This window comes from Ornithinimicrobium ciconiae (assembly GCF_007197575.1).
Taxonomy (GTDB): domain Bacteria; phylum Actinomycetota; class Actinomycetes; order Actinomycetales; family Dermatophilaceae; genus Ornithinicoccus; species Ornithinicoccus ciconiae.
In genome coordinates, this window is record NZ_CP041616.1 from 1,408,510 (window position 1) to 1,429,453 (window position 20,944).

The 20,944-nt window shown below is 68.6% G+C and carries 23 protein-coding genes; 17 read left to right on the forward strand and 6 right to left on the reverse strand.

The genetic code is table 11. The features are described 5' to 3' along the window. Positions 1 to 67: 67 nt before the first annotated feature. The 4 genes from FNH13_RS06515 to FNH13_RS06530 all read left to right on the forward strand — a co-directional run bounded on the left by FNH13_RS06515 (position 68) and on the right by FNH13_RS06530 (position 4,230). Positions 68 to 751: a response regulator transcription factor gene (locus FNH13_RS06515; protein WP_143782719.1), complete on the forward strand. Its 684-nt coding sequence runs from the start codon at positions 68 to 70 to the stop codon at positions 749 to 751. Positions 752 to 759: 8 nt separating this feature from the next. Further along, positions 760 to 1,812: a sensor histidine kinase gene (locus tag FNH13_RS06520; RefSeq protein ID WP_143782720.1), complete on the forward strand. Its 1,053-nt coding sequence runs from the start codon at positions 760 to 762 to the stop codon at positions 1,810 to 1,812. Between the two features lie 217 nt (positions 1,813 to 2,029). After that, positions 2,030 to 3,004 (forward strand): threo-3-hydroxy-L-aspartate ammonia-lyase, encoded by a 975-nt coding sequence (locus tag FNH13_RS06525; protein ID WP_143782721.1) that lies wholly within the window; start codon positions 2,030 to 2,032, stop codon positions 3,002 to 3,004. Between the two features lie 23 nt (positions 3,005 to 3,027). Then, a complete protein-coding gene (locus tag FNH13_RS06530) occupies positions 3,028 to 4,230 on the forward strand; it encodes an MFS transporter (protein ID WP_228266624.1) in 1,203 nt (400 codons plus the stop codon). Between the two features lie 106 nt (positions 4,231 to 4,336). Here FNH13_RS06530 and FNH13_RS06535 read toward each other — a convergent pair whose 3' ends face one another. Further along, entirely contained in the window at positions 4,337 to 4,831 is a 495-nt protein-coding gene (locus FNH13_RS06535) for a GtrA family protein (RefSeq protein ID WP_228266625.1), read from the reverse strand. 291 nt (positions 4,832 to 5,122) lie between these two features. Between FNH13_RS06535 and FNH13_RS06540 the strand changes: the two genes are divergently transcribed. The 5 genes from FNH13_RS06540 to FNH13_RS06560 all read left to right on the forward strand — a co-directional run bounded on the left by FNH13_RS06540 (position 5,123) and on the right by FNH13_RS06560 (position 8,564). Continuing rightward, complete coding sequence (locus FNH13_RS06540) at positions 5,123 to 5,485, forward strand: hypothetical protein (RefSeq protein ID WP_143782723.1); 363 nt, start codon at positions 5,123 to 5,125, stop codon at positions 5,483 to 5,485. A gap of 190 nt (positions 5,486 to 5,675) precedes the next feature. Beyond that, a complete protein-coding gene (locus FNH13_RS06545; protein ID WP_229576579.1) occupies positions 5,676 to 6,803 on the forward strand; it encodes a 5-(carboxyamino)imidazole ribonucleotide synthase in 1,128 nt (375 codons plus the stop codon). Next, positions 6,796 to 7,311, forward strand: a complete 516-nt coding sequence (gene purE / locus FNH13_RS06550) for a 5-(carboxyamino)imidazole ribonucleotide mutase (RefSeq protein WP_143782725.1) — start codon at positions 6,796 to 6,798, stop codon at positions 7,309 to 7,311. Before FNH13_RS06545 ends, purE begins: the two co-directional genes overlap by 8 nt. Positions 7,312 to 7,422: 111 nt before the next feature. Further along, positions 7,423 to 7,944 (forward strand): SigE family RNA polymerase sigma factor, encoded by a 522-nt coding sequence (locus FNH13_RS06555; RefSeq protein WP_143782726.1) that lies wholly within the window; start codon positions 7,423 to 7,425, stop codon positions 7,942 to 7,944. Next, positions 7,941 to 8,564 (forward strand): hypothetical protein, encoded by a 624-nt coding sequence (locus FNH13_RS06560; protein ID WP_143782727.1) that lies wholly within the window; start codon positions 7,941 to 7,943, stop codon positions 8,562 to 8,564. The genes FNH13_RS06555 and FNH13_RS06560 overlap by 4 nt, the downstream gene beginning before the upstream one ends. Before the next feature lie 671 nt (positions 8,565 to 9,235). Here the strand turns inward: FNH13_RS06560 and FNH13_RS18990 are convergent. The 3 genes from FNH13_RS18990 to FNH13_RS06570 all read right to left on the reverse strand — a co-directional run bounded on the left by FNH13_RS18990 (position 9,236) and on the right by FNH13_RS06570 (position 11,175). After that, entirely contained in the window at positions 9,236 to 9,403 is a 168-nt protein-coding gene (locus FNH13_RS18990) for a hypothetical protein (protein WP_165700038.1), read from the reverse strand. A gap of 472 nt (positions 9,404 to 9,875) precedes the next feature. After that, positions 9,876 to 10,511 carry a hypothetical protein gene (locus tag FNH13_RS06565; protein WP_143782728.1) on the reverse strand — a complete coding sequence of 212 codons (636 nt, stop codon included), beginning with the start codon at positions 10,509 to 10,511 and terminating at the stop codon, positions 9,876 to 9,878. A gap of 307 nt (positions 10,512 to 10,818) precedes the next feature. After that, a complete protein-coding gene (locus tag FNH13_RS06570; RefSeq protein WP_143782729.1) occupies positions 10,819 to 11,175 on the reverse strand; it encodes a hypothetical protein in 357 nt (118 codons plus the stop codon). A gap of 508 nt (positions 11,176 to 11,683) precedes the next feature. On the opposite strand from FNH13_RS06570, the gene FNH13_RS06575 reads away from it, so the two are divergent. Then, positions 11,684 to 11,953, forward strand: coding sequence for a hypothetical protein (locus FNH13_RS06575; protein WP_143782730.1), 270 nt, complete (start codon positions 11,684 to 11,686; stop codon positions 11,951 to 11,953). Positions 11,954 to 12,203: 250 nt separating this feature from the next. On the opposite strand, the gene FNH13_RS06580 is transcribed toward FNH13_RS06575, so the two are convergent. Next, positions 12,204 to 12,947, reverse strand: a complete 744-nt coding sequence (locus FNH13_RS06580; RefSeq protein WP_143782731.1) for an alpha/beta hydrolase — start codon at positions 12,945 to 12,947, stop codon at positions 12,204 to 12,206. A gap of 91 nt (positions 12,948 to 13,038) precedes the next feature. Beyond that, positions 13,039 to 13,137, reverse strand: coding sequence for a hypothetical protein (locus tag FNH13_RS19960; protein ID WP_228266701.1), 99 nt, complete (start codon positions 13,135 to 13,137; stop codon positions 13,039 to 13,041). A 397-nt stretch (positions 13,138 to 13,534) separates the two neighbouring features. Here FNH13_RS19960 and FNH13_RS06595 point away from each other — a divergent pair, with 397 nt between their 5' ends. From FNH13_RS06595 to FNH13_RS06625, 7 genes are all read left to right on the forward strand, one after another. Beyond that, entirely contained in the window at positions 13,535 to 13,885 is a 351-nt protein-coding gene (locus FNH13_RS06595; RefSeq protein ID WP_143782733.1) for a hypothetical protein, read from the forward strand. After that, positions 13,886 to 14,416, forward strand: a complete 531-nt coding sequence (locus FNH13_RS06600) for an RES family NAD+ phosphorylase (RefSeq protein WP_143782734.1) — start codon at positions 13,886 to 13,888, stop codon at positions 14,414 to 14,416. Positions 14,417 to 15,099: 683 nt separating this feature from the next. Next, positions 15,100 to 16,965 carry a methylmalonyl-CoA mutase family protein gene (locus tag FNH13_RS06605; RefSeq protein ID WP_143782735.1) on the forward strand — a complete coding sequence of 622 codons (1,866 nt, stop codon included), beginning with the start codon at positions 15,100 to 15,102 and terminating at the stop codon, positions 16,963 to 16,965. Then, a complete protein-coding gene (gene scpA / locus FNH13_RS06610) occupies positions 16,962 to 19,175 on the forward strand; it encodes a methylmalonyl-CoA mutase (protein WP_143782736.1) in 2,214 nt (737 codons plus the stop codon). Before FNH13_RS06605 ends, scpA begins: the two co-directional genes overlap by 4 nt. Continuing rightward, complete coding sequence (meaB, locus tag FNH13_RS06615) at positions 19,165 to 20,142, forward strand: methylmalonyl Co-A mutase-associated GTPase MeaB (protein WP_143782737.1); 978 nt, start codon at positions 19,165 to 19,167, stop codon at positions 20,140 to 20,142. The genes scpA and meaB overlap by 11 nt, the downstream gene beginning before the upstream one ends. Before the next feature lie 86 nt (positions 20,143 to 20,228). Then, positions 20,229 to 20,489: a type II toxin-antitoxin system Phd/YefM family antitoxin gene (locus FNH13_RS06620; protein ID WP_202878880.1), complete on the forward strand. Its 261-nt coding sequence runs from the start codon at positions 20,229 to 20,231 to the stop codon at positions 20,487 to 20,489. Further along, complete coding sequence (locus tag FNH13_RS06625; RefSeq protein WP_165700039.1) at positions 20,486 to 20,881, forward strand: PIN domain-containing protein; 396 nt, start codon at positions 20,486 to 20,488, stop codon at positions 20,879 to 20,881. The genes FNH13_RS06620 and FNH13_RS06625 overlap by 4 nt, the downstream gene beginning before the upstream one ends. Positions 20,882 to 20,944: the final 63 nt, after the last annotated feature.

The window sequence follows — 20,944 nt, forward strand, 5'->3', positions numbered from 1 at the left end:
CGCGCTGGACAGCACGAATTCGCGAACCTCGGGGGCGAGCGAGAGAGGACTACGTATCATCAAGCCCATGACAAGGGTGCTGCTTGCTGAGGACGACGAGACGATCTCGGAGCCGCTGGCGCGGGCACTGCGCCGCGAAGGCTACGAGGTTGACGTGTGCGGCGACGGCCGCAAGGCGCTGCAGGCCGCTGCCCAGGAGACCCCCGACCTGGTGATCCTTGACCTCGGACTGCCCTACGTGGACGGTCTGGACGTCTGCCGCCAGCTGCGTCGTGACGGACTCACCAGCCCGGTGCTGATCCTCACCGCCCGCGGCGACGAGGTGGACACGGTCGTCGGACTCGACGCGGGTGCCGACGACTACGTCACCAAGCCGTTCCGGCTGGCCGAGCTGCTGGCCCGGGTCCGCGCGCTGCTGCGCCGTGGCGGTGAGGGACGCGAGGACGAGGAGGAGCGTCCGATCACGATCGACACCAAGGCGCGCAGGGCCTTCTTCCGCGGCCAGGAGCTGCAGCTGACCGCCAAGGAGTTTGACCTGCTGCGGGTGCTGATGCGCGAGGGCGGGCGGGTCGTTTCCCGTGAGGACCTGATGCGCGAGGTGTGGGACTCGGCCTGGTACGGCTCGACCAAGACCCTCGACATGCACGTCTCCGTGCTGCGGCGCAAGATCGGTGACGACGCGGCCGATCCCAAGCACATCGTCACGGTGCGCGGCGTCGGCTTCCGGTTCGAGAACGAGCCCGAGAGCTAGCCCGAGCGGTGGGCGCGGAGTTCCGGTGGGTCGCGGTCGTCGCCGGGATCGGCTCGGCGGTCTTCTCCCTCGGCCTGTCGTGGCTGGTCGCAGCCCTGCTGCTCAAGCTGCAGCGGGAGCGGGCGGTGGATCACTCACCACTGGTCTCTGCGTGGATCCTGGGGTTCATCGTCCTGCTGGTGGTCATGGTTGTCCTCGCCCTGACCTGGTATGCCGTGCGCCGGCTGGCCGAGCGGCGCGCCGCCCGGGCGGCCCAGGCGATGCGTCAGGTGACCCAGCGTGCCGAGGAGTACGGCGTGGGCGGATTCGCGCTGGAGCCGCTCACAGCGGAGGAGCTGGTCCCGCTGACCTCCGGGCTGGAGGAGATCGACAGCCTCTCCCGGGTGCTGGATCGCAACCACCACGCGCTGATGCGGGCGCTGACCGCCGAGCGGTCCTTCGCAGCGGATGCCTCACACCAGCTGCGGACACCCTTGGCGGCGCTGCTGCTGAGGCTGGAGGAGATCAGCGAGTCCACCGACCTGGAGCTGGCGCGGCACGAGGCTGACATCGCCATCGGGCAGACCGAGCGACTGGCCGGTGTCGTCGACGACCTGCTGCACCGCACCCGGGCGGGGCATGCCGACGGCGGTCGGTCGGTGTCGCTGGACACGGTGCTGACCCAGCTGACCAGGGAGTGGGAGGCGGCCTTCGCCGGCGAGAACCGTCGGATCAGCTGCTCCATCGAGCGGGGCATGATCGTGCGATCCAGCGCGTCGGCCATCTCGCAGATCCTCAACACCCTGGTCGAGAACTCCCTGGCCCACGGTGCCGGGGACGTGCGCGTGCAGGCCCGGCGTAGCGGCCCCGCTGCGGTCATCGAAGTGACCGACGACGGTCCAGGCATCCCGCCACACTTTGCCCGCACCATCTTTGAGCGGGGCGCCACCACCGGCACCGGCACCGGGCTCGGTCTGGCCGTGGCGCGGGAGACGGCCGAGTCCTTCGGCGGTCGCCTCGAACTCGCCCAGGCAGAGCCGGCGATCTTCGCCCTCTTCGTCTCGATGGCCCCCGTCCGCTAAACCATTTTGTGAGAGGTTTCGTCGGCGGATCCCGCCTTTTCGGAGGGGTTTGGTAGGTGTGTCCCGCCTTTTTGGAGAGGTTTGGTAGGCCACCGGTGGTTCCCGGCGGCGGGGCGACCCGGCATACGGGCTGGTCCGCGCGAGTCCCGCAACCCGCCCACGTGTCCGCAAGGCGTCCGCGCGCACACCGAGTGCCCTCCTGGCCTAGCCTGAGCGCGTGCCACCTGTCACCCTGCCCACCTATGCCGACGTCGAGCAGGCCGCCGGCTTCCTCGAGGGACGCGCGCACCGGACCCCTGTGCTGCGCTCGCGGCGCCTGGACGAGCGGGCCGGGTGCGAGATCCACCTCAAGGCCGAGCACCTGCAGCGGGTCGGGGCCTTCAAGTTCCGGGGCGCGCTCAACGCCCTGTCCGCCTTCGACGCGGACCAGCGCCGTGGCGGGGTGCTGGCCTACTCCTCGGGCAACCACGCCCAGGCCATCGCGCTGGCCGCGCGCGAGACCGGGACCCGCGCCGTGATCGTGATGCCGCACGATGCCCCGGCTCTGAAGGTCGCTGCGACGCAGGGCTACGGCGCCGAGGTGGTGCGCTACGACCGCTATACCCAGGACCGTGAGGAGATCGCGAGTTCGCTGGCGGCCGAGCGCGGCATGACCGTCATCCCGCCCTATGACCACCCGCACGTGATCGCCGGGCAGGGCACCGCGGCCCGGGAGCTCCTGGCCGACGTCGGCCCGCTCGACGTGCTGGTGACCCCGCTGGGCGGGGGCGGCCTGCTGGCGGGCAGCATCCTGTCGGCCGGGGCGCTGGCACCGCACTGCCGGCTGTATGGCGTCGAGCCGGCTGCCGGCGACGACGGCCAGCAGTCGCTGCGCCAGGGACGGATCGTCACTATCGAGACCCCGCGCACCCTGGCCGACGGGGCCCAGACCACCCACCTGGGGCAGCTGACCTTCCCGATCATCGCCGACGGCGTCACCGACATCGTCACCGCGACGGACGAGGAGCTGGTCGGGTCCATGCAGCTGCTGGCTGCCACGCTCAAGCAGGTCGTGGAGCCGACCGGGGCGCTGGCCCTGGCCGCGGTCCTGTCCGGCGCGGTGCCCGACACGGCCGGGCTGCGGGTCGGCGTGGTCCTCTCGGGAGGCAACATCGACCTGGCCCGTTTCGCCGAGCTGGTGGGTGCGCCCTGAGCGACATCCCGACTGCGGCGCCTGTGCGACCGAGGATCCCCCGCGAGATCTGGATCCTGGTCGGTGCCGCCTTCGTCATCGCGATCGGGTTTGGCATCGTCTCGCCGGTGCTCCCGGCATACGCCCGCTCCTTTGATGTCGGGGTGGCCGCGGCCTCGGTGATCGTCTCGGCCTTCGCGTTCTTCCGCCTCGTCTTCGCGCCGGCCGGCGGCCTGCTCGTCTCCCGGCTGGGCGAGCGACCCGTCTATCTCGCCGGGCTGCTCGTGGTCGCGGCCTCCTCCTTCGCGACCGCCTTCGCGCAGAGCTACGGCCAGCTGCTGCTCTTCCGTGGGCTCGGCGGCATCGGATCGACGATGTTCACCGTCTCCGCGATGGCTCTGCTGGTCCGCCTCGCACCGCCGGTCGCCCGCGGTCGGGTCTCGTCGGCATACGGCTCGGCCTTTCTCATCGGAGGCATGGTCGGTCCGTTGCTGGGTGGTGCGCTCGCCGGGTTCGGACTGCGGGCACCCTTCATCGTGTATGGCGTGGCGCTGGTCCTCGCCGCCCTCGTCGTGGGCATCGGGCTGGGTGGGGCACGGCTGCGTCCCGAGCCTGGTGCCGCCGCGCGGCCGGCTCTGACGCTGCGGGAGGCCCTGACATCGCCGGTCTATCGCGCGGTGCTGGTCTCCGGGATGGCCAACGGGTGGACGAACTTCGGGGTGCGGATGGCGCTGCTGCCGCTCCTGGCGGCCGCGGTCCTCGATGAGCCCTGGGTGGCCGGGGCGGTGCTGGCCGTCGGCGCGGTGGGCACGGCCGGGACCCTGCAGTTCTCCGGGCGGTGGGTGGACCGGGTGGGCCGACGTCCCCTGGTCATCGCCGGGTTGGCGGTGATGGGTGTCTCGTTCGGCCTGATCGGGCTGGCGCAGAGTCCGGGCCTGTCCACCGAAACCGGGCTGGCCGTGCTGTTTGCACTGTCGGTGACGTCTGGCATCGGGGCGGGGCTGGTCAACCCGGCCCAGCAGGCGGCAGTGGCTGACGTCGTCGGGCACGAGCGCAGTGGCGGGACGGTGCTGTCCACCTTCCAGATGTCGCAGGATGGTGGCGCGATCGTGGGTCCGATCCTGGTCGGGGTGGTGGCGGACACGGTCGGGTTCGGGGTTGCTTTTGCGGTCACCGGGGTGATCTGTGTGATCGGGCTGATCCCATGGCTGCGCGCGCCCGAGCCGCTGGGGGTGAATTCGGAGTAGCCGATGCGGGGCCGACGAAACCCCTCCGAAAATGCGGGAGGCACCGACGACGACGAAACCCCTCCAAAAATGCGGGAAGCGCCGACGAAACCCCTCCAAAAATGGTCTAGGAGAGCGCGTCGCCCTTGAAGACATAGGTGCGGTAGGCCCAGAAGCGGAAGAGCGTGCCGAGGACCAGGCCGACGCCGTTGGCGCTGATGTTGTCGGCGAGCTGGCTGTCCAGGCCCAGGACATAGCGCGAGAAGCCCAGGCAGGCGACCGCGATGCCCAGCCCCAGGATGTTGAACCACACGAATAGCAGGAACTCGTTGGCCACCGCTGCGGTCCGCCGGTGTCGGAAGGTCCAGTAGCGGTTGCCCAGCCAGGAGAAGACCGTCGCGATCGCGGTCGCCAGGATCTTGGCGCGCAGCGGGATGTCGTGCAGCGGGCCGTCGCCACCGCCGGGCAGGCCGAACACAAAGTAGTTGTAGAGCGTGGTGTCCAGGATGAACGCCAGCAGTCCGATCGTGCCGAACTTGGCGACCTCCCGGGCGAGCACCTCATAGGCTCCCCGGATCCGCCCGATGAGCCCGGTGTCGCTCGTCAGGCGGGTGTGGGTCACGACGGGAGTGTATGCCGGGTCGCTGGGTTCCTCGGTCAGCCCCGGTCCGCGCTGACTCGCCGGCTTTTGACTCTGCCCGCCCGACTGCTCGTGACTCGGGTGACCCGCCTGCTCGTGACTCTGCCCGCCCCATCGCTCGTGACTCGGGTGACCCGACGCTCGTGACTCTGGTGCGCGTTGGTCGCCAGGCGGTACCTTTCTCGCGTGTGGCCCTTTTCCCGTGGGTGGACTGCACCCTCTCCTGATGCCTGCCGGTGTGCCCGGCACCTCGATGCCGAGCTGCGTGGTGCCGTGCTGCCACCCGCGTCGGCCTGGCTGCGTGAGGCCGACGACGCCGAACCCGTGACGGTCGGCTCCCTCATCGACCAGGCGGAGCTAGGCGTCGAGCCCTCCGAGCCCGGCGGCGAGGCGGGCGACGAGCTGCGCGAGAACGGCTTCCACTACTCGCTGTGGCTGGGGGATGCCGCCCGCCTGCACTACGACGACGAGGCGACGCCGGTCGCGGCCGTGCTCGGGACCCAGGCGGGGGTCAAGCAGGTGGAGCAGGAGGACCGCGAGGTGCTCAACATCCGGGCGCCCAGGCTGTGCCCGGAGGGAGCGCTGGCCGTGCTGGCACTCAGCCTGCTGGATCCGCGGGTACGCGAGCCCGACTGAGGGTCGGCCCGGGACCCAGATGTGAGGGGTCGGCCCGGGACCCTGGTCTAAGGGTCGGTCACCACGGTGGCGTGGAGCGGCATACTGCCGGTGCCTTAGGGTGACCGACGTGACACAGGCACCTGGACCACGGCGCGCAGAAGGCGGTTTCCCGGTTGTCGGGATCATTGGCGGGGGGCAGTTGGCGCGCATGTCGCAGCCGCCGGCGATCAACCTGTCGATCACCCTGTCGGTCCTGGCCGAGTCCGAGACCGCGTCCGCAGCCCTCGTCACCCCGCACGCCCCGGTCGGGGACCACACCGACCTGGAGGTCGTCCGCGCCTTCGCGCGCCACGTGGACGTGATCACCTTCGACCACGAGCACGTGCCGCCGCAGGTGATCTCCGCGCTGATTGACGACGGGGTCCCGGTGCACCCCGGGCCGGAGGCGCTGCTGCACGCCCAGGACAAGATCGTCATGCGTCGCCGACTCACCGAGCTGGGCATCCCCTGCCCGCGCTGGACCGCGGCCCAGACCGCTGCCGACGTCGCCGCCTTCGGGGAGGAGATCGGCTGGCCGGTTATCGCCAAGACCCCCCGGGGCGGGTATGACGGCAAGGGGGTGCGCCGGATCTCCTCACCCGAGGAGGTCACCGACTGGCTCGAGCTGGTCGGTCAGGACGGTCCGATGCGCGAGGGGGTCCTGCTGGAGGAGGCCGTCGACTTCGTCCGTGAGCTGGCCGTGATGGTCGGGCGCAGCCCCAGCGGGCAGGCCGCGACCTGGCCGGTCGTGGAGACCGTGCAGACCAACAGCATCTGCACCGAGGTGATCGCCCCTGCGCCGGGGCTGGACGACGACCTGGCCACCAGGATCGGTGAGGCCGCCCTGCGGATCGCCGGCGAGCTCGGCGTCACAGGGGTGATGGCCGTCGAGCTGTTCGAGGTGCGCGACGGGGAGACCGGTGGTGCGGCATACCTGGTCAACGAGCTGGCGATGCGCCCCCACAACTCCGGGCACTGGACCATCGACGGGGCTGTGACCAGCCAGTTCGAGCAGCACCTGCGGGCGGTGCTGGACCTGCCGCTGGGTGACCCGTCGGCGCGCCAGGAGTGGACCGTGATGGCCAACGTGCTCGGTGGGGAGCACCCGGACCTGTATCCCACCTACCGGCACCTGATGGCCCGTGACCCGGGGCTGAAAATCCATCTCTATGGCAAGGGCGTGCGGCCCGGGCGCAAGCTCGGGCACGTCACGGTCACCGGCGACGGCGACCTCGAGGCGCTGCGCGAACGGGCCCGGCACGCTGCCGACTACCTGCAGGGAGTTATCGATGAGTGAGACCGCACGTCCCGTCGTCGGGCTGGTCATGGGCAGCGACAGCGACTGGCCGGTGATGGAGGCCGCGGCGCAGGTGCTGGAGGAGTTCGGCGTCGGGTTCGAGGCCGACGTCGTCTCCGCGCACCGGATGCCGGCGGAGATGATCGACTACGGCCGGTCCGCGGAGGAGCGTGGGCTGCGGGTGATCATCGCCGGGGCCGGGGGCGCGGCGCACCTGCCGGGCATGCTGGCGTCGGTGACGGTGCTGCCCGTGATCGGGGTGCCGGTGCCGCTGAAGCACCTGGACGGCATGGACTCGCTGCTGTCGATCGTGCAGATGCCCGGCGGCATCCCGGTGGCGACGGTGTCGATCGCCGGCGCCAAGAACGCCGGGCTGCTGGCCGTGCGGATGCTCGGTGCCGGGGACGGGGACGAGGCGCGGCGCCTGCGGGAGGCCCTGTCGGCATACGCGGTGGGGCTGCGCGACCAGGCCCACGCCAAGGGTGAGAAGCTCCGCCAGCAATTTTGAGAGTGGTTTCGTCGGTCGGTCACGCCTTTTTGCAGGGGTTTCGTAGGTCGCTGCCGAGGCCGGTCCGGCACGCGACAGAACCTTTCGGCCGTCGCGGAGGTCTAGGAGGGTGTGAGCAGTTCCCAGCAGCGTGAGGCCGACTTCGCCGTGTTCGTCGCGGCCCAGTCGGCCCAGCTCGTGCACTTTGCCCGGATGCTGTGCGGGGACCTGCACCAGGCTCAGGACCTGGTGCAGACCGCGCTGGAAAAGGTCTTCAAGGTATGGCGGAAGCGCCAGATCGAGCACCCGCTCGCCTATGCGCGGCGGGCGGTGCTCAACCAGTACCTCTCGGGCGGGCGGACCAGGTGGCGTGAGACACCGGTCGCCGACCCCTCGGACCACCGTGACCAGGCGGTGCCCGACCATGCCACCGGCCTGGTCGACCGGGACGCGCTGCTGGCGGCACTGGCCGACCTGACGCCGCGAGAGCGGGCCGTCATCGTCCTGCGCTATCAGCAGGACCTCACCGAGGCCGCGACCGCCGAGCAGCTCGGCGTCCGGATCGGCACCGTCAAGAGCACCGCCTCGCGGGCGATGGCCAAGCTGCGCCGCTCGCCCGACCTCATCGAGACCCACCAGGGGAGAACATCATGAGCACCCAGACCGAGCAGGCCCTGCGCGAGGCGCTGGCCTTCGACCCACAGACCCCCTCCCTGCCCGCCGAGCCGATCGTCAGGGCTGTCCGCCGTCAGCGCCGCCGCTCCCAGTGGGCAGGTGCCGTGGCGGCCAGCGCGGTCCTGGCTGCGGGCGGCGTCGCCGTCGCCACCTGGCCCGGGGACGACGGACCGGCGCTGGTGCCGGCCGGGGTGACCGAGGTCAGCGGCACCTTCGACATCGGCCACGACTGGCAGATGGTGGTCGACGGACAGGGCCTGTGCCTGGCCAACCCGCAACGCGCCGTCTATGACTGCGGCGTGAACGTGGCGTTCCGGGAGGGCTCGACCCTCAGCTGGTCCCACGGTGACTCGGGTCCGCAGATCTATGTCTGGGTGGTCCGCGACAGCACCGACACAGCGGTCCTGGAGCAGCCCAGCGGCGGCACGATCCCCGCGGACGTCTATCGCGTGAGCGAGCTCGACGTCTCGATCGCGGTCGCACGGCTGCTGCCGCCGGACCCGACGGGGTGGGAGCGCATCTCCCGCGACGATGCCGGAACCGTGACCGACGCGGTGCCCTTCCACGTCGACCGCGAGAGTATGCCGACACACGGGTGAGCATTCCGACGCGCCGCTTCCAGTCGCAGAGGCGGTACGGAACCTCCCCATGTCGAGATGCGACGAAGATTGCACGCCCACTGGCTCGACACTTGGCCCAGATCGTTGCGATGGACGTTGCCGTGCAAAGTAGCGGACTGGCGCACGGGAGACGACGACATGTGGAGACGTACGTCTGCGGTCGCGACGAGCACTCGCGGCCAGGCAGCAGGGGAGCCGTATGACGTCCCTGTCCCGGAGCGATTATCCGGACGGGCCTAAAGGAACGTGACCTGCCCTTCACAGCCGGAGTGCCTGTCGCTCAAGTGCACGTTTGCCGTATGGGGTTCGTCCTGCGGGACGGTGCCGCGCGGACGAACCGACGCCCGCTGCATACCGCCCAGAATGGGCTACCAGGAGCAACCGCCCCCTTCCCCTCACTCCGGGCGCGGTCCGTCAACCATGAGCGTGGTCCCCCACGCTCATGGGAAGCAGGAACCACAAAAATCAGGTCTCTACGGTTTCAGGGGATTGCCAACTTGATACCTTTCGCACGGCCTGATGTACGCCACACACGGACCCTAACGCCCGCCGTTAGTCTGTGAAAACACTCCCACCGAACAGCATCACCGCCGGTCAACAGAACGCCCACTCGCGACGACCGACGGCATGAACAAACTCAGGCTAGACGGTTAGCCGGTGGAGTCCTGATCGGGGAGGAGTAGCGGACAGATCGGGGTGCCCTCGCGCTCACCGGGCTGGAACCCGGCACGCTTGCGCCACTCCGCAGCAGCGGTCGGGTGATCGATGTCGAGGAGCAGAGATTGCAGGGGGCCACGGCCCACCTGGTCCAAATCCACGAGCAGCTTCGACCGGAGAATAGCCTCGGCGACTCGGTCGCTGACCACCGTATGCTCGCTGTTGGCTGGACGGTAAACATCTGAGCCATCCCAACCGTCAACAGCTGGGTCCATGCAGGCATGTTCCGGGGACCATACGCCGGCACTGTTGCGGACCTCACGCACGTGGTCGTCATGGAACGCATATGAGATGCGAGGGGACGATCCAAGGACGATGAGCTCGGCATACCCTGGAAGGAGGTCACCCTCGCGATGCAGGTCAACGGGTCGCGAGTCCCACCCGGTCGCACCTATCTCGCGAAGCGCGGCAACGAGCCGCGGTGAAGCCAGTCTCGGTCCCACGCCCGCTTCAATCAAATCAGGAATTCGCCGGCGGGGATAGGCGATGCGGAACGTTTTCTCGTCGATTCGGTCTGCGTACTGCGAGAGTCCAGAAACGGAAAGAAACCACTGTCTAGGGCGGGCGGACACGTCAGAACCACCCACGTAGGGAGTAGCTCGCATTCAAGGCCCGTCCATAGGTCAAGGTGCGGCTTTTCGAGGGGTTGGGGTACTTGGCGAAGAAGTTCTCCCATTTCTTATTGTATTCGTACGCTGTCGCTTGATGCGGCCTCGATTTCCACCACGCACCGTACTTGGGGTGATGGATATTGATTCCCGCTTTAGTAAACCTTGCCTGGAATTTCTGAGGAAACACGTGGTGTGCGTCAAAGCCTTGAACTTGCGCGGTGCTTTTCCCTGTCAAGTTCATAAGGTTCTTCCGGAAGTTCCGAGAAGTGAAGCCCGCGAAACAGTCCAACGATGCCTCAGCCTCGGTGAGGTCATCCATTTCAGCATTGTCGTCGTCATCGAAGAGGGCGCCTGTGTACACTGGAAGAGCTTCTGCAGCCAGGGCATCCAGATCAGTGGTGACAACAGGACCATACTCGTCGGTCGTCCCCGCAGCTGCGTCCATTTCAGCAGCATGCTCGAGGTCGATTGTGGATTTCAGATTCTCGCACGGGCCAGCGACCGCTTGATCAGTCGTCCCGATCTGGGTGAACATCGTGAAGATGAGGGCAAGGATAGACACGGCCAAAACGGCCATGGAGGGGCGCTGCTTAGTCACGTCGTGACCCCATTCGTTAGCGTAGGAGATAAGGGTGCAAATGCCCCTCCCACCGATGGTGTGTGAGCCATCGTATTGGGCGACGCCTTGTCCGCAAAGATCCCCAATGTCACGTTTGCATAACGGCGGCGGTCTGCCTCCGACCCGTTACGTAAGGACCGATCACGAAGGAACCGCCGTGATGGCATGTTGCATCCCACCGGACCCTGCGTTCACCAGCATCATTTCGCCGCGAGCGGACGCTGCTCTAGGCCCGCCAACGCCCGACCAGGCCGTACTGGCGCGCAACATCGCCGCCGCTGGATCACTAGTCGGGAACGGTCACGGTTCCGTCGGGCCCGACAAGGTAGATGTCGATGGCGAGCTCATTCAGGACCCACCCAGGCACGCGCCTGACGGCCGCCGACGCCTCTGTCGGCACCACCAATGCGAACCGGGTAGCCGGGTCCGGCCTCGTCTCGGGCATCCGACGCAGCAGTTGGCCGTACATCGTGTCCACGTCCAAGCCCATCGCGGCAGTTCGCCCCTTGGCCTCTGCGATGATCTGCCGACCGTCCTTCTCTGCGACGACGTCGACGAACGAGACCTCCCGCGTCACGGACCATCCTCCCGAGCTCAAGAAGGCGCAGAAGGCCTGGATCACTCGCTCCTCGTCGCCCCTCATGCACAGAGCGTAAGCGTGCCATCGCTCGTTCGCCGCCCTGGGACCCAGGCGAGCCGCGTCTTACCTCCGCTACCACCGCGCTCCCGTGTGTCGGAGGGTGGACCTGCGTCCACAGCGGGACTACATGGTTGTCATTAGTAGCGACTAGACTGGCTATCAGAGCACCGAGGCCCCGAATGCTCGGGGTGGAGCGCTCGGGGCCTGGCGTCTAGTTGGGTGAACTAGGACTCCGACTCTAGTCGCTCCATGCGTAGTGCTCGCAAGTGGGCTGCGGCCCAGAATGGAGGCGAGCTGCTATGGCACGCTCCGCGAGTAGGAGTGCCCGTACCGGGCGCTTTGTGAAAGCGTCGACTGCGCGTCGAAGCCCTCGGACAACCTCGACCGAGAGGATGGGTCGCGGGACGTCCAACAGGAGGACCGTCCACCGGTCGTCCATCACCGGGCGGTTCGTCAAGGAGTCCACGGCCCGGCGCCACCCCAGTACGACGATCAGTCAGCGGGTGTGACGATGGGTTCGGGCTTCAAGTTCGAGATGTCCCGCAACTTCGAGCGGGACTTGAAGAAGGCGGCGCAGGGAGCCGTCACGGACATCGCCTCTGAATACCAGAAGATGTTCGATTCCCTGTCGCGCCGCTACCGGGGACGTTCTGTCTCTGAAATCAAGCCCGTCCTCCGACGCGAGTGGGCTCGGATTGGTGGATCGATCTCCGATCCCGAGTTGACCGACTACGCGACGCTCATTGGTGAGGGCACGCGCATCCAGATGCGCGTCAAGTAGTGACCCGTGGCCGGGGTGCAAGGCGAGGGAAGCGTCGCCTGCACCCCGGCTGGATCGCGCACGGGCATGAAGAAGGCAGCGCTCAGAGCGCTCACGGTTCCAACAGAACACGGCGGCGGGTTGATAGCTCCGGGGTGCGTCCTTCCGCCGCAAGTGACGCGGGCTGCGGCCGCCTGGACATGCCGCGTTCAGCGCGTGGTGTCTGCTCGTGATGGGGCCAGCGACCTTGACGCGCCCGGGCGGACCGTTGCTACTTCTGACCGATGAAGCTCGCGATCAGTGCGAGCCAGTCGCCGCTGGGTGGTAGGAAATGAGCCGCGTGCGGAACGAGCAAGGGTGGTTCGTCGTACGGTCGGTGCCGGTGGAATGCCGCCACAGCTTCGGGCACGTCGATGGTCGGGTCGTCTTGGCCCAGCACTAACCGCACCGGCGACCGGATGTCCTCGAGAGACGTGACTATGTCGGTGCGGCCATAGTCGGTGGCCGAGAGCATGGACCACCCCAGCCCGTAACGGACACGAGCGAGCCATCGCTGGAGCAGTGAAGGGTTGGAGTTGGCGATGTTTGACCAGTGGTGAGCGGTTTGCTGACGCGGGGGCACTAGTGGCGCCGAGCAAAGGATGAGGCGGTCAATCAGATCAGGGCGCCTGGTCGCCGCCAGGATTGATACCCAACTGCCTTCGCTGTAGCCCAGCAACGCCACTGGCACTTCGTAGTGGTGCCGGATCCAGGACAGGGCATCTATCGTGTCCGAGGCGAGCTGGTCGTAGTTCCGTCGGAACTGTCCGTACCCGTCCATAATTTTGTCGACGACCAGGGATGCGACACGAAGGGCGGCGAGTCTGTCGGCGTAGTCAGCGAATCCGTCCGCGCTGCCGTCGCCACTCCCATGAACAAAGAGCACCACCCCGCTCGGGGTGGGCGCCGGCACGCGCAACGTGGCGCGAACGTCACGGTCCCGAACTGGGAGCGCGATGGTTGAGGCGTCTGACATGTGACGTGTCTACCACCATGCCCAGAGTTAGCATCCAAGCCCCAGCACGCGCTTCTGCCGCCGACCGCGTGAGGCAGCAAGGGGAAGATGCTCAGGCAGGGCGGGAGAGTTCGTGCTCGACGGCGCGGCGGATCCAAGCCGAGACCGAGCGGTCATCAGCTTCTGCGGCCTGCTTGACCTGCTCGAGCAGGTCAGCCGGAAACGCACCGGCACCGGTGTGCTCAACGGAGGTTTGCGTCGGCGCGGGGGCCCTTGGGGCTCCTGGTTACGCGGGTCGGCGTAGAACTCGTACTCCTGCTCGGGCGTCATCGACTGAGGGGTGTTGTCAGTGCTCATCACGGTCCCTTCGGTAGGTGGCAAGGCCCGAAGACGCCTCGTAGCAGCCGATCAGTCGGCACTTGCTCGGGTCGCCCGAGCGCGCCGGGTAGAACAGCGGGTCGCTGCTCCATGCGTCCATCACGTCGTCCAGTCCCAGGTGCGGATCCGCTTGCGGGGACTCGGAACGCAAGGTCGCGGTTCCGTCACCTACCGGCGTTATGCGAGCGTATAGCGTGCTTCCAGCGTGCTCATGCGCTATCGTGGGACCCATGACAACGGTGGCTCAGACTTCGCTGGCCCAAGAGATCGCGCGGGTCTCTCGCTTGGGCAACCTGACGGCCGCGCACTTGGCCGACGCGACCGGGGGCGACCCGAGCAGCGCGCGTCGCTGGCGGAACGGCACTCGCGCGCCTGCAGGCGAGCATGCCAGCCGCGCCCTACAACTCACCGCTCTGGTCGAGCGGCTTGCCCAGGTGATGGATTCCACCTACATCCCGGTCTGGCTGGTCAAGCCCATCGCCCGCCTCGATGACCGGCGTCCGGTCGACGCGATTCGCGACGGGGACTACCGCAGCGTTTCCAGGCTGGTCGCGGCGCTCGAGGAAATGCCCGTCGCGTAAGTGCCCACCCTCGACGTCGACGAAGACTCCTTACACAGCGTCTTCGTACGCCACATCCCTCACAACGCCGACCCGCTCTACCAGCCGCCCGACCCGCCAGATGGCCGCTGGCAGCACGGCCGCGTCATAGCGGCCTGGTACTTCGCCGACGAGCAAGCCACTGCATGGGCCGAGTGGTATCGAGCCTTGGCCGGAACTGGTCTGCCGCCCGCCCATGCCGTGCCGCGAGATCTTTGGCGTTGGCAGGTCGAGCTCGACCGTGTCGCACTTCTCGATGATGACGACCGCCTTCGCAGGGTCGGCCTACCGCCGCCGCTTCCCACCATCAGCCAGTGGCCGGCGTGCCAGGTCATCGGCGAGCAGCTTCACCGCGACGGCTACCAAGCCATACTGGTCGCCTCCGCGGCCCGCCCGCAGCACCGCAATCTTGTCGTTTTCCGTGAAAGACGTGAGGTCGCCGGCTGCATGCCGCAGGCACCGCCCACGCCGATCACCGACGTCCCGCCTGTGCCACGCGGAATGCGTACCTGACCCGGCAAGCAGCCGCCGACGGATGGCCCGCATGGGGATCCCCTTCCGGACACCAACGTCAGACAGACGCGGCGCGACATGCTGGCCAAACCGATGCTCAGTCGAACCGTCGAAGGCTACGTCGACTGGGACCTCCGACTGCATAACTATGCACACACTGGGAGACCTCGCAAACGTCCCAATCTGCCGCATGGAGCGTGGTCTCACGCTACTGTCGCGAGCCGCTCGTCCGGCCGGTCCCACCCGGTGCGTCCTTCCGCCGCGTATGACTGTCAACTCGGGGCCGCCTGGCGCTCGAAGCTCTGGTCCATTCCGTTTCGCAAGCGGATCCGCTTACGGTCCACGTTTCGCTCGTGTGAGCGCGGCGTCGCGGCTGAAATCTTGCCCATAAGGGCGGTGGGCAAGGTCGCGGCAGGCAGCGGATGGGGCCGTCGTGATGAAGCATCACTCCCTCGTGCAACGTTCAGCGCATCTCGACATCCGCCCATGAGTTCATCGAAACCAAACTCTTGCTTACTCGAAGAGTAAGTGGCAGTTATGCGACATGCGAAGGGCGTTTATGCAGAGTTCGCTGCATCTCGACGCCCCAAGTAGGCGCAGGGGCGTACCGAACCTCCCCAAAGAGGCGTGAGAGGCGGTCCGATCCTCCCCAAGAATTGGGGGGGGGGAACTACGATCGGAGCATGTCGACCCCACCCAGCGCCGACCAGCTCCCCCTCGCCCCGGACGGCGCCGCGACCCAGGAGCAGTGGGAGGGTGCTGTCGCGGCGGTGCTGCGCAAGAGCGGGCGCCTGACCAGTGACGACCCCGACTCCGCCGCGTGGAGCGCGCTGACCCGCACCACCCTGGACGGCATCCCCGTCCTGCCACTGGGCACACCGGACACGGCGGCCAAGCTGCCCGACCCGGGTCTGCCCGGTCAGGCTCCGTTCACCCGCGGCGCCGCCGCGACCCGCCCGTTCGGCGCGTGGGACATCCGCGCCCGCTTCGAGGACCCGGACGCCGAGCTGACCGCCCAGCACATCACCGAGGACCTCGAGAATGGCGTCAACTCCGTCTGGCTCGTCCTCGGTCAGGGCGGCCTCGTCCTCGAGGACCTCGACACGGTCCTCGAGCCCGTCCTGCTCGACCTCGCACCGGTCATCCTCGACGCCCCAGAGCGTCCCGTCCTCGCCGCGTCCGAGTTTGTCCGCCACCTGGTCCACCGAGGGGTCCAGCCCGCACCGGGCACCAACCTCGGCGCCAACCCGATCGGCCACCGCGACAAGCGCCCGATGTCGCGAGAGGTCGTCCGCGACGTCGCCGACCTCGCCGTGCGCGAGGGCCTCAGGGCGATCATGGTCGACGGCACCGCCGTGCACGACCGCGGCGGCTCCGACGTCCAGGAGCTGGCCTACACGATCGCCGCCGGCGCCGAATACCTGCGACTGCTCGCCCAGGCCGGCCACGACCCGGCCACCGCCGCCGGACTCATCGAGTTCCGTTATGCCGCAACGGCGGAGCAGTTCCCCACCATCGCCAAGCTCCGCGCCGCCCGCCAGCTGTGGGCCCGCGTCCTCGAGCTCTCGCACGTCGAGCCCGACCTCCGCGGTCAGTCGCAGCACGCGGTCACCTCGCGGCCGATGATGACCCGCTACGACCCCTACACCAACATGCTGCGCACCACCGTCGCCGCCTTCTCCGCCGGCGTCGGCGGCGCCAGCGCCGTCACGGTCCTGCCCTTCGACGAGCCGCTCGGGCTGCCCGAGACGTTCAGCCGCCGCATCGCCCGCAACACCTCCAGCCTGCTCGCCGCCGAGGCGCACATCGCCGAGGTCACCGACCCGGCCGGCGGGTCGCACGCCGTCGAGCGCCTCACCGAGGACCTCGCCGTCGCCGCCTGGGAGCTCTTCGGCCGAGTCGAGGAGGACGGCGGCCTGATCCACAACCTCAAGGACGGCAAGTGGGACCGCGCCATCACCGAGGTCGTGCAGCGCCGCCGCGAGCAGGTCGCCCGCCGCACCCGCCCGATCACCGGCCTCAGCGAGTTCCCCCAGGTCGCCGAGACGCTGCCGCACCGCCGGCCGTATGCCGTGCCCCGCGACGTGGTGCGCAATGGTGCCGACTTCGAGGCTCTGCGTGACCAGCCCGCCCCCACCCCGGTCTTCGTCGCCACCATGGGCACGGTCGCCCAGCACACCGCACGGGCCTCCTTCCTGGCCAACCTGCTCACCGCCGGCGGGATCACCGCCCGCACCGTCGGCACCACCACCGGGGTCGAGGACGTGCTCGCCGCCTACCGCCACGAGGCCGTGGTCGCCCTGGCCGGGACCGACCAGGCGTATGCCGAGTGGGGACCTGACCTGGTCACCGCCCTCCGTGAGGCCGGAGCCGAGCACGTCGTCCTCGCCGGCAGGCCGGTCGAAGGCCTGGCCGTCGACGACCACGCGGCCATGGGGCTGGACGCCCTGGCCTTCCTGCACCGCACCCGCGAGCGCCTGGGTGTCGAGCCAGGTGCCGCACCGGGCGTCGAACCCAGCTCCGGCACGACCACGGAGGTCGAGAAGTGAACATCCCCAAGTCCTTCGCCGCCTTCCCGCTGCGCAGCCAGCACCCCACGCCACCCGACCCCTCGGCATACGCCCAGGCAGTGACCGACACCCAGCCCTGGGCGGCCCCCGAGGGCATCGACATCAAGGCCCTCTACACCGCCGACGACCTGGCCGGCCTCGACGCCCTCGACACCTACCCCGGCCTCGCGCCCTACCTGCGCGGCCCCTACCCGGCGATGTATGCCACCCAGCCGTGGACCGTCCGGCAGTACGCCGGTTTCTCCACCGCCGAGGAGTCCAACGCCTTCTATCGCCGCAACCTGGCCGCGGGCCAGAAGGGTCTGTCGGTCGCCTTCGACCTGGCCACCCACCGCGGCTACGACTCCGACCACCCGCGGGTGCGCGGCGACGTCGGCATGGCCGGGGTCGCGATCGACTCGATCTATGACACGCGCACCCTCTTTGACGGCATCCCGCTGGACAAGATGTCCGTGTCGATGACGATGAACGGCGCGGTGCTGCCGGTGCTCGCGCTCTACATCGTCGCCGCCGAGGAGCAGGGCGTGGCCCCCGAGCAGCTGTCCGGGACCATCCAGAACGACATCCTCAAAGAGTTCATGGTCCGCAACACCTACATCTATCCGCCGGCACCGTCGATGCGGATCATCAGCGACATCTTCTCCTTCACCGCCGCAAAGATGCCGCGCTACAACTCGATCTCGATCTCCGGCTACCACATCCAGGAGGCCGGGGCCACGAACGACCTGGAGCTGGCCTACACGCTGGCCGACGGGGTCGAATACATCCGCGCCGGGCTCGACGCGGGCCTGGACATCGACGCCTTCGCGCCGCGGCTGTCCTTCTTCTGGGCGATCGGGATGAACTTCTTCATGGAGGTCGCCAAGATGCGCGCGGCCCGGGCGCTGTGGTCGCGCCTGGTCGCCGACTTCAACCCGAGCAACCCCAAGTCGCGCTCGCTGCGCACCCACAGCCAGACCTCCGGGTGGAGCCTTACCGCGCAGGACGTCTACAACAACGTGCAGCGCACCGCGATCGAGGCGATGGCCGCGACCCAGGGGCACACCCAGAGTCTGCACACCAACGCCCTGGACGAGGCGATCGCGCTGCCGACCGACTTCTCCGCGCGCATCGCCCGCAACACCCAGCTGCTCATCCAGCAGGAGACCGGCACGACCGAGATCATCGACCCGTGGGGCGGTTCCTACTACGTCGAGAGGCTCACCCACGACCTGGCCGCCCGCGCCTGGGGCCACATCCAGGAGGTCGAGGCCGCCGGCGGCATGACCAGGGCGATCGAGGAGGGGCTGCCCAAGATGCGCATCGAGGAGGCGGCCGCGCGCACCCAGGCGCGGATCGACTCCGGACAGCAGGCGGTGATCGGCGTCAACACCTATCAGGTCACCGACGAGGAGCCCTTCGAGGTGCTCAGGGTGGACAACAACGCGGTGTATGCCGCGCAGCTGGCCAAGCTGGAGAGGTTGCGTGCGGAGCGGGACCAGTCCGCGGTGGACTCCGCGCTGCACGCGCTGCGTGCCAGCGCCGAGGCCGGCGGTGGCAAGGACGGATCGCTGGAGGGCAACCTGCTCGCCCTGTCGGTGGACGCCGCCCGGGCCAAGGCGACCGTCGGGGAGATCTCGCTCGCGCTGGAGCAGGCCTATGGCCGGCACCGGGCGGTGATCCGTACGATCTCCGGTGTGTATCGCCAGGAGGCCGGGGGAGCCGGCAACGTCGAGCAGGTCGTCGCTGCGACCGAGCGGTTCGAGGCCGCCGAGGGGCGCCGGCCGCGCATCCTGGTGGCCAAGATGGGCCAGGACGGGCACGACCGCGGCCAGAAGGTCATCGTCACCGCCTTCGCCGACATGGGCTTCGACGTCGACGTGGGCCCGTTGTTCTCCACGCCGGAGGAGGTGGCCCAGCAGGCGGTCGACGCCGACGTGCACGTGGTCGGGGTCTCCTCGCTGGCTGCCGGTCACCTGACCCTGCTGCCCGCGTTGCGCCAGGCGCTGGCCGACCAGGGCCGGGAGGACATCATGGTCGTCATCGGCGGCGTGATCCCGCCCGACGACGTGGCCACACTGCGGGAGATGGGTGCCGCCGACGTCTTCCTGCCGGGCACGGTGATCGCCGACAGTGCGCTGTCGCTGCTCGAGCGGCTCAGCGCGACCCTCGGGCACGAGGACTCGGACACGGACACGGATGGCTCCTGACCCCGCCGCCCTGGCCCAGGGCGTGCTGGCCCGCGACCGCACGGCAGTCGCCCGCGCCATCACGCTCGTGGAGTCCAGTCGGCCCGATCACCGGCTCGCCGCCCGCGAGCTCCTGGCCGAGCTCACCCCGCACGCCGGGGGAGCGGTGCGGGTCGGGGTCTCCGGGGTGCCCGGCGTCGGCAAGTCCACCTTCATCGAGGCGCTCGGCACCTGGCTGATCGGTCAGGGCCACCGGGTCGGGGTGCTGGCTGTCGATCCCTCCAGCGTGCGCACTGGAGGTTCGGTGCTGGGGGACAAGACCAGGATGGCGGAGCTGTCAGCCAGCCCCTCGGCATACATCCGTCCCTCGCCGAGCGCGGGCACCCTCGGTGGCGTGGCCCGCGCCACGGCCCAGTCGATCACCGTGCTGGAGGCGGCCAGCTTCGACGTGGTGCTGGTGGAGACCGTCGGGGTTGGACAGTCGGAGGTGACGGTCGCCGGCATGGTCGACACCTTCCTGTTCCTGACCATCGCGCGCACCGGTGACCAGCTGCAGGGCATCAAGAAGGGGATCCTCGAACTCGCTGACGTCGTCGCGGTCAACAAGGCCGACGGGGACCGGGTGCGGGAGGCCGAGGTCACGGCCAAGGACCTGGCGAGCACGTTCCGGCTGGTTTATGCCGGGACCCAGTCGTGGGTGCCGCCGGTGCTGACCTGCTCGGCCGTCGAGGGGACCGGCATCGAGACGGTGTGGCGGCGGGTGCTGCGGCACCGGGCGTTCCTGGGCGACCGCGGTCTGGCGGACAAGCGGGCAGCCCAGCAGCTGGAGTTCACCTTGGCCCTGGTGCGCGCCGAGCTCGACGCCCGGCTGGCGGGCGACGCCGAGGTCAAACGGGTGCGTGCAGAGATCCGTGAGCGCGTCATCGCAGGCGACCTGACGGCGGTCGCGGCTGCGGATCTGATCCTCGAGGCCTACGACCGGGGCTGAGTGACCGCGCTGTCCTCGCCCAACATCACCCACACGAAATCTCAAGTCACGCGGAAGGCTGTGGCGAGAGTGCTACACTTCGCTACGTGACGACCATTGCTTCCCGCGATCTCCGGAACCACACTGCCGCCGTGCTCAAACAGGTGGCTGATGGTGTGGAGGTCACTGTCACTGTCCACGGTGAGCCGGCGGCCCTCATCACCCGGCCGCGACACCAGCGACGCACTGGTCTGCCCAAGGCTGAACTCCTGGCTCACCTGGACCGTCAGCAGCCAGATCCCACGCTCGCCGACGACATCGCCTGGATCTCCGCGGGTTCGACCGACGAGCTTGGTCCGCTCGGATGACTGAAGGGTTGGCGGACACCAGCGTTTGGATCTCCGCCGAGGTGGGCCGGCGGCTTGATCGGGCCAGGCTCCCGGATGTGTTGCGCGTCAGCGTCATCACCCTGGCGGAACTCCAGGCTGGGGTCCTGGCAGCCTCCGATCCAGTGAGCGTCTCCACGCGGCTGCGGACCCTCCAGCTGGCACAAGAGAGCGAGCCCCTCCCGGTTGACGCGGCCGTCGGGCAGGAGTGGGCACTCTTGCGAGTCGAGGTCGCTCGAGCGGGCAAGCGCCTCAATGTCAACGACCTCTGGATCGCAGCCACTGCCCGTGCCAACAGGTTGCCTGTTGTCACTCAGGACGATGACTTTGAGGTGCTCGCCACACGTGGCCTGATCGACCTCGTCCGGGTCTGACCCGACAAAGCGGGCCCGGCGACAGCTGGAGTTCGGGCCCTACGACCGGGCCCGAGCGCGGCA

What these genes read in the sequence shown, in the direction of transcription:
- FNH13_RS06515 (WP_143782719.1), top strand. Translation starts at nt 68, where the DNA reads ATGACAAGGGTGCTGCTTGCTGAGGACGACGAGACGATCTCGGAGCCG.
- meaB (WP_143782737.1), top strand. Translation starts at nt 19,165, where the DNA reads ATGGCTCCTGACCCCGCCGCCCTGGCCCAGGGCGTGCTGGCCCGCGAC.
- FNH13_RS06625 (WP_165700039.1), top strand. Translation starts at nt 20,486, where the DNA reads ATGACTGAAGGGTTGGCGGACACCAGCGTTTGGATCTCCGCCGAGGTG.
- FNH13_RS06595 (WP_143782733.1), top strand. Translation starts at nt 13,535, where the DNA reads ATGACAACGGTGGCTCAGACTTCGCTGGCCCAAGAGATCGCGCGGGTC.
- FNH13_RS06560 (WP_143782727.1), top strand. Translation starts at nt 7,941, where the DNA reads ATGAGCACCCAGACCGAGCAGGCCCTGCGCGAGGCGCTGGCCTTCGAC.
- FNH13_RS06570 (WP_143782729.1), bottom strand. Translation starts at nt 11,175, where the DNA reads ATGAGGGGCGACGAGGAGCGAGTGATCCAGGCCTTCTGCGCCTTCTTG.
- FNH13_RS06580 (WP_143782731.1), bottom strand. Translation starts at nt 12,947, where the DNA reads ATGTCAGACGCCTCAACCATCGCGCTCCCAGTTCGGGACCGTGACGTT.
- FNH13_RS06605 (WP_143782735.1), top strand. Translation starts at nt 15,100, where the DNA reads ATGTCGACCCCACCCAGCGCCGACCAGCTCCCCCTCGCCCCGGACGGC.
- FNH13_RS06545 (WP_229576579.1), top strand. Translation starts at nt 5,676, where the DNA reads ATGTCGCAGCCGCCGGCGATCAACCTGTCGATCACCCTGTCGGTCCTG.
- FNH13_RS06575 (WP_143782730.1), top strand. Translation starts at nt 11,684, where the DNA reads ATGGGTTCGGGCTTCAAGTTCGAGATGTCCCGCAACTTCGAGCGGGAC.
- purE (WP_143782725.1), top strand. Translation starts at nt 6,796, where the DNA reads ATGAGTGAGACCGCACGTCCCGTCGTCGGGCTGGTCATGGGCAGCGAC.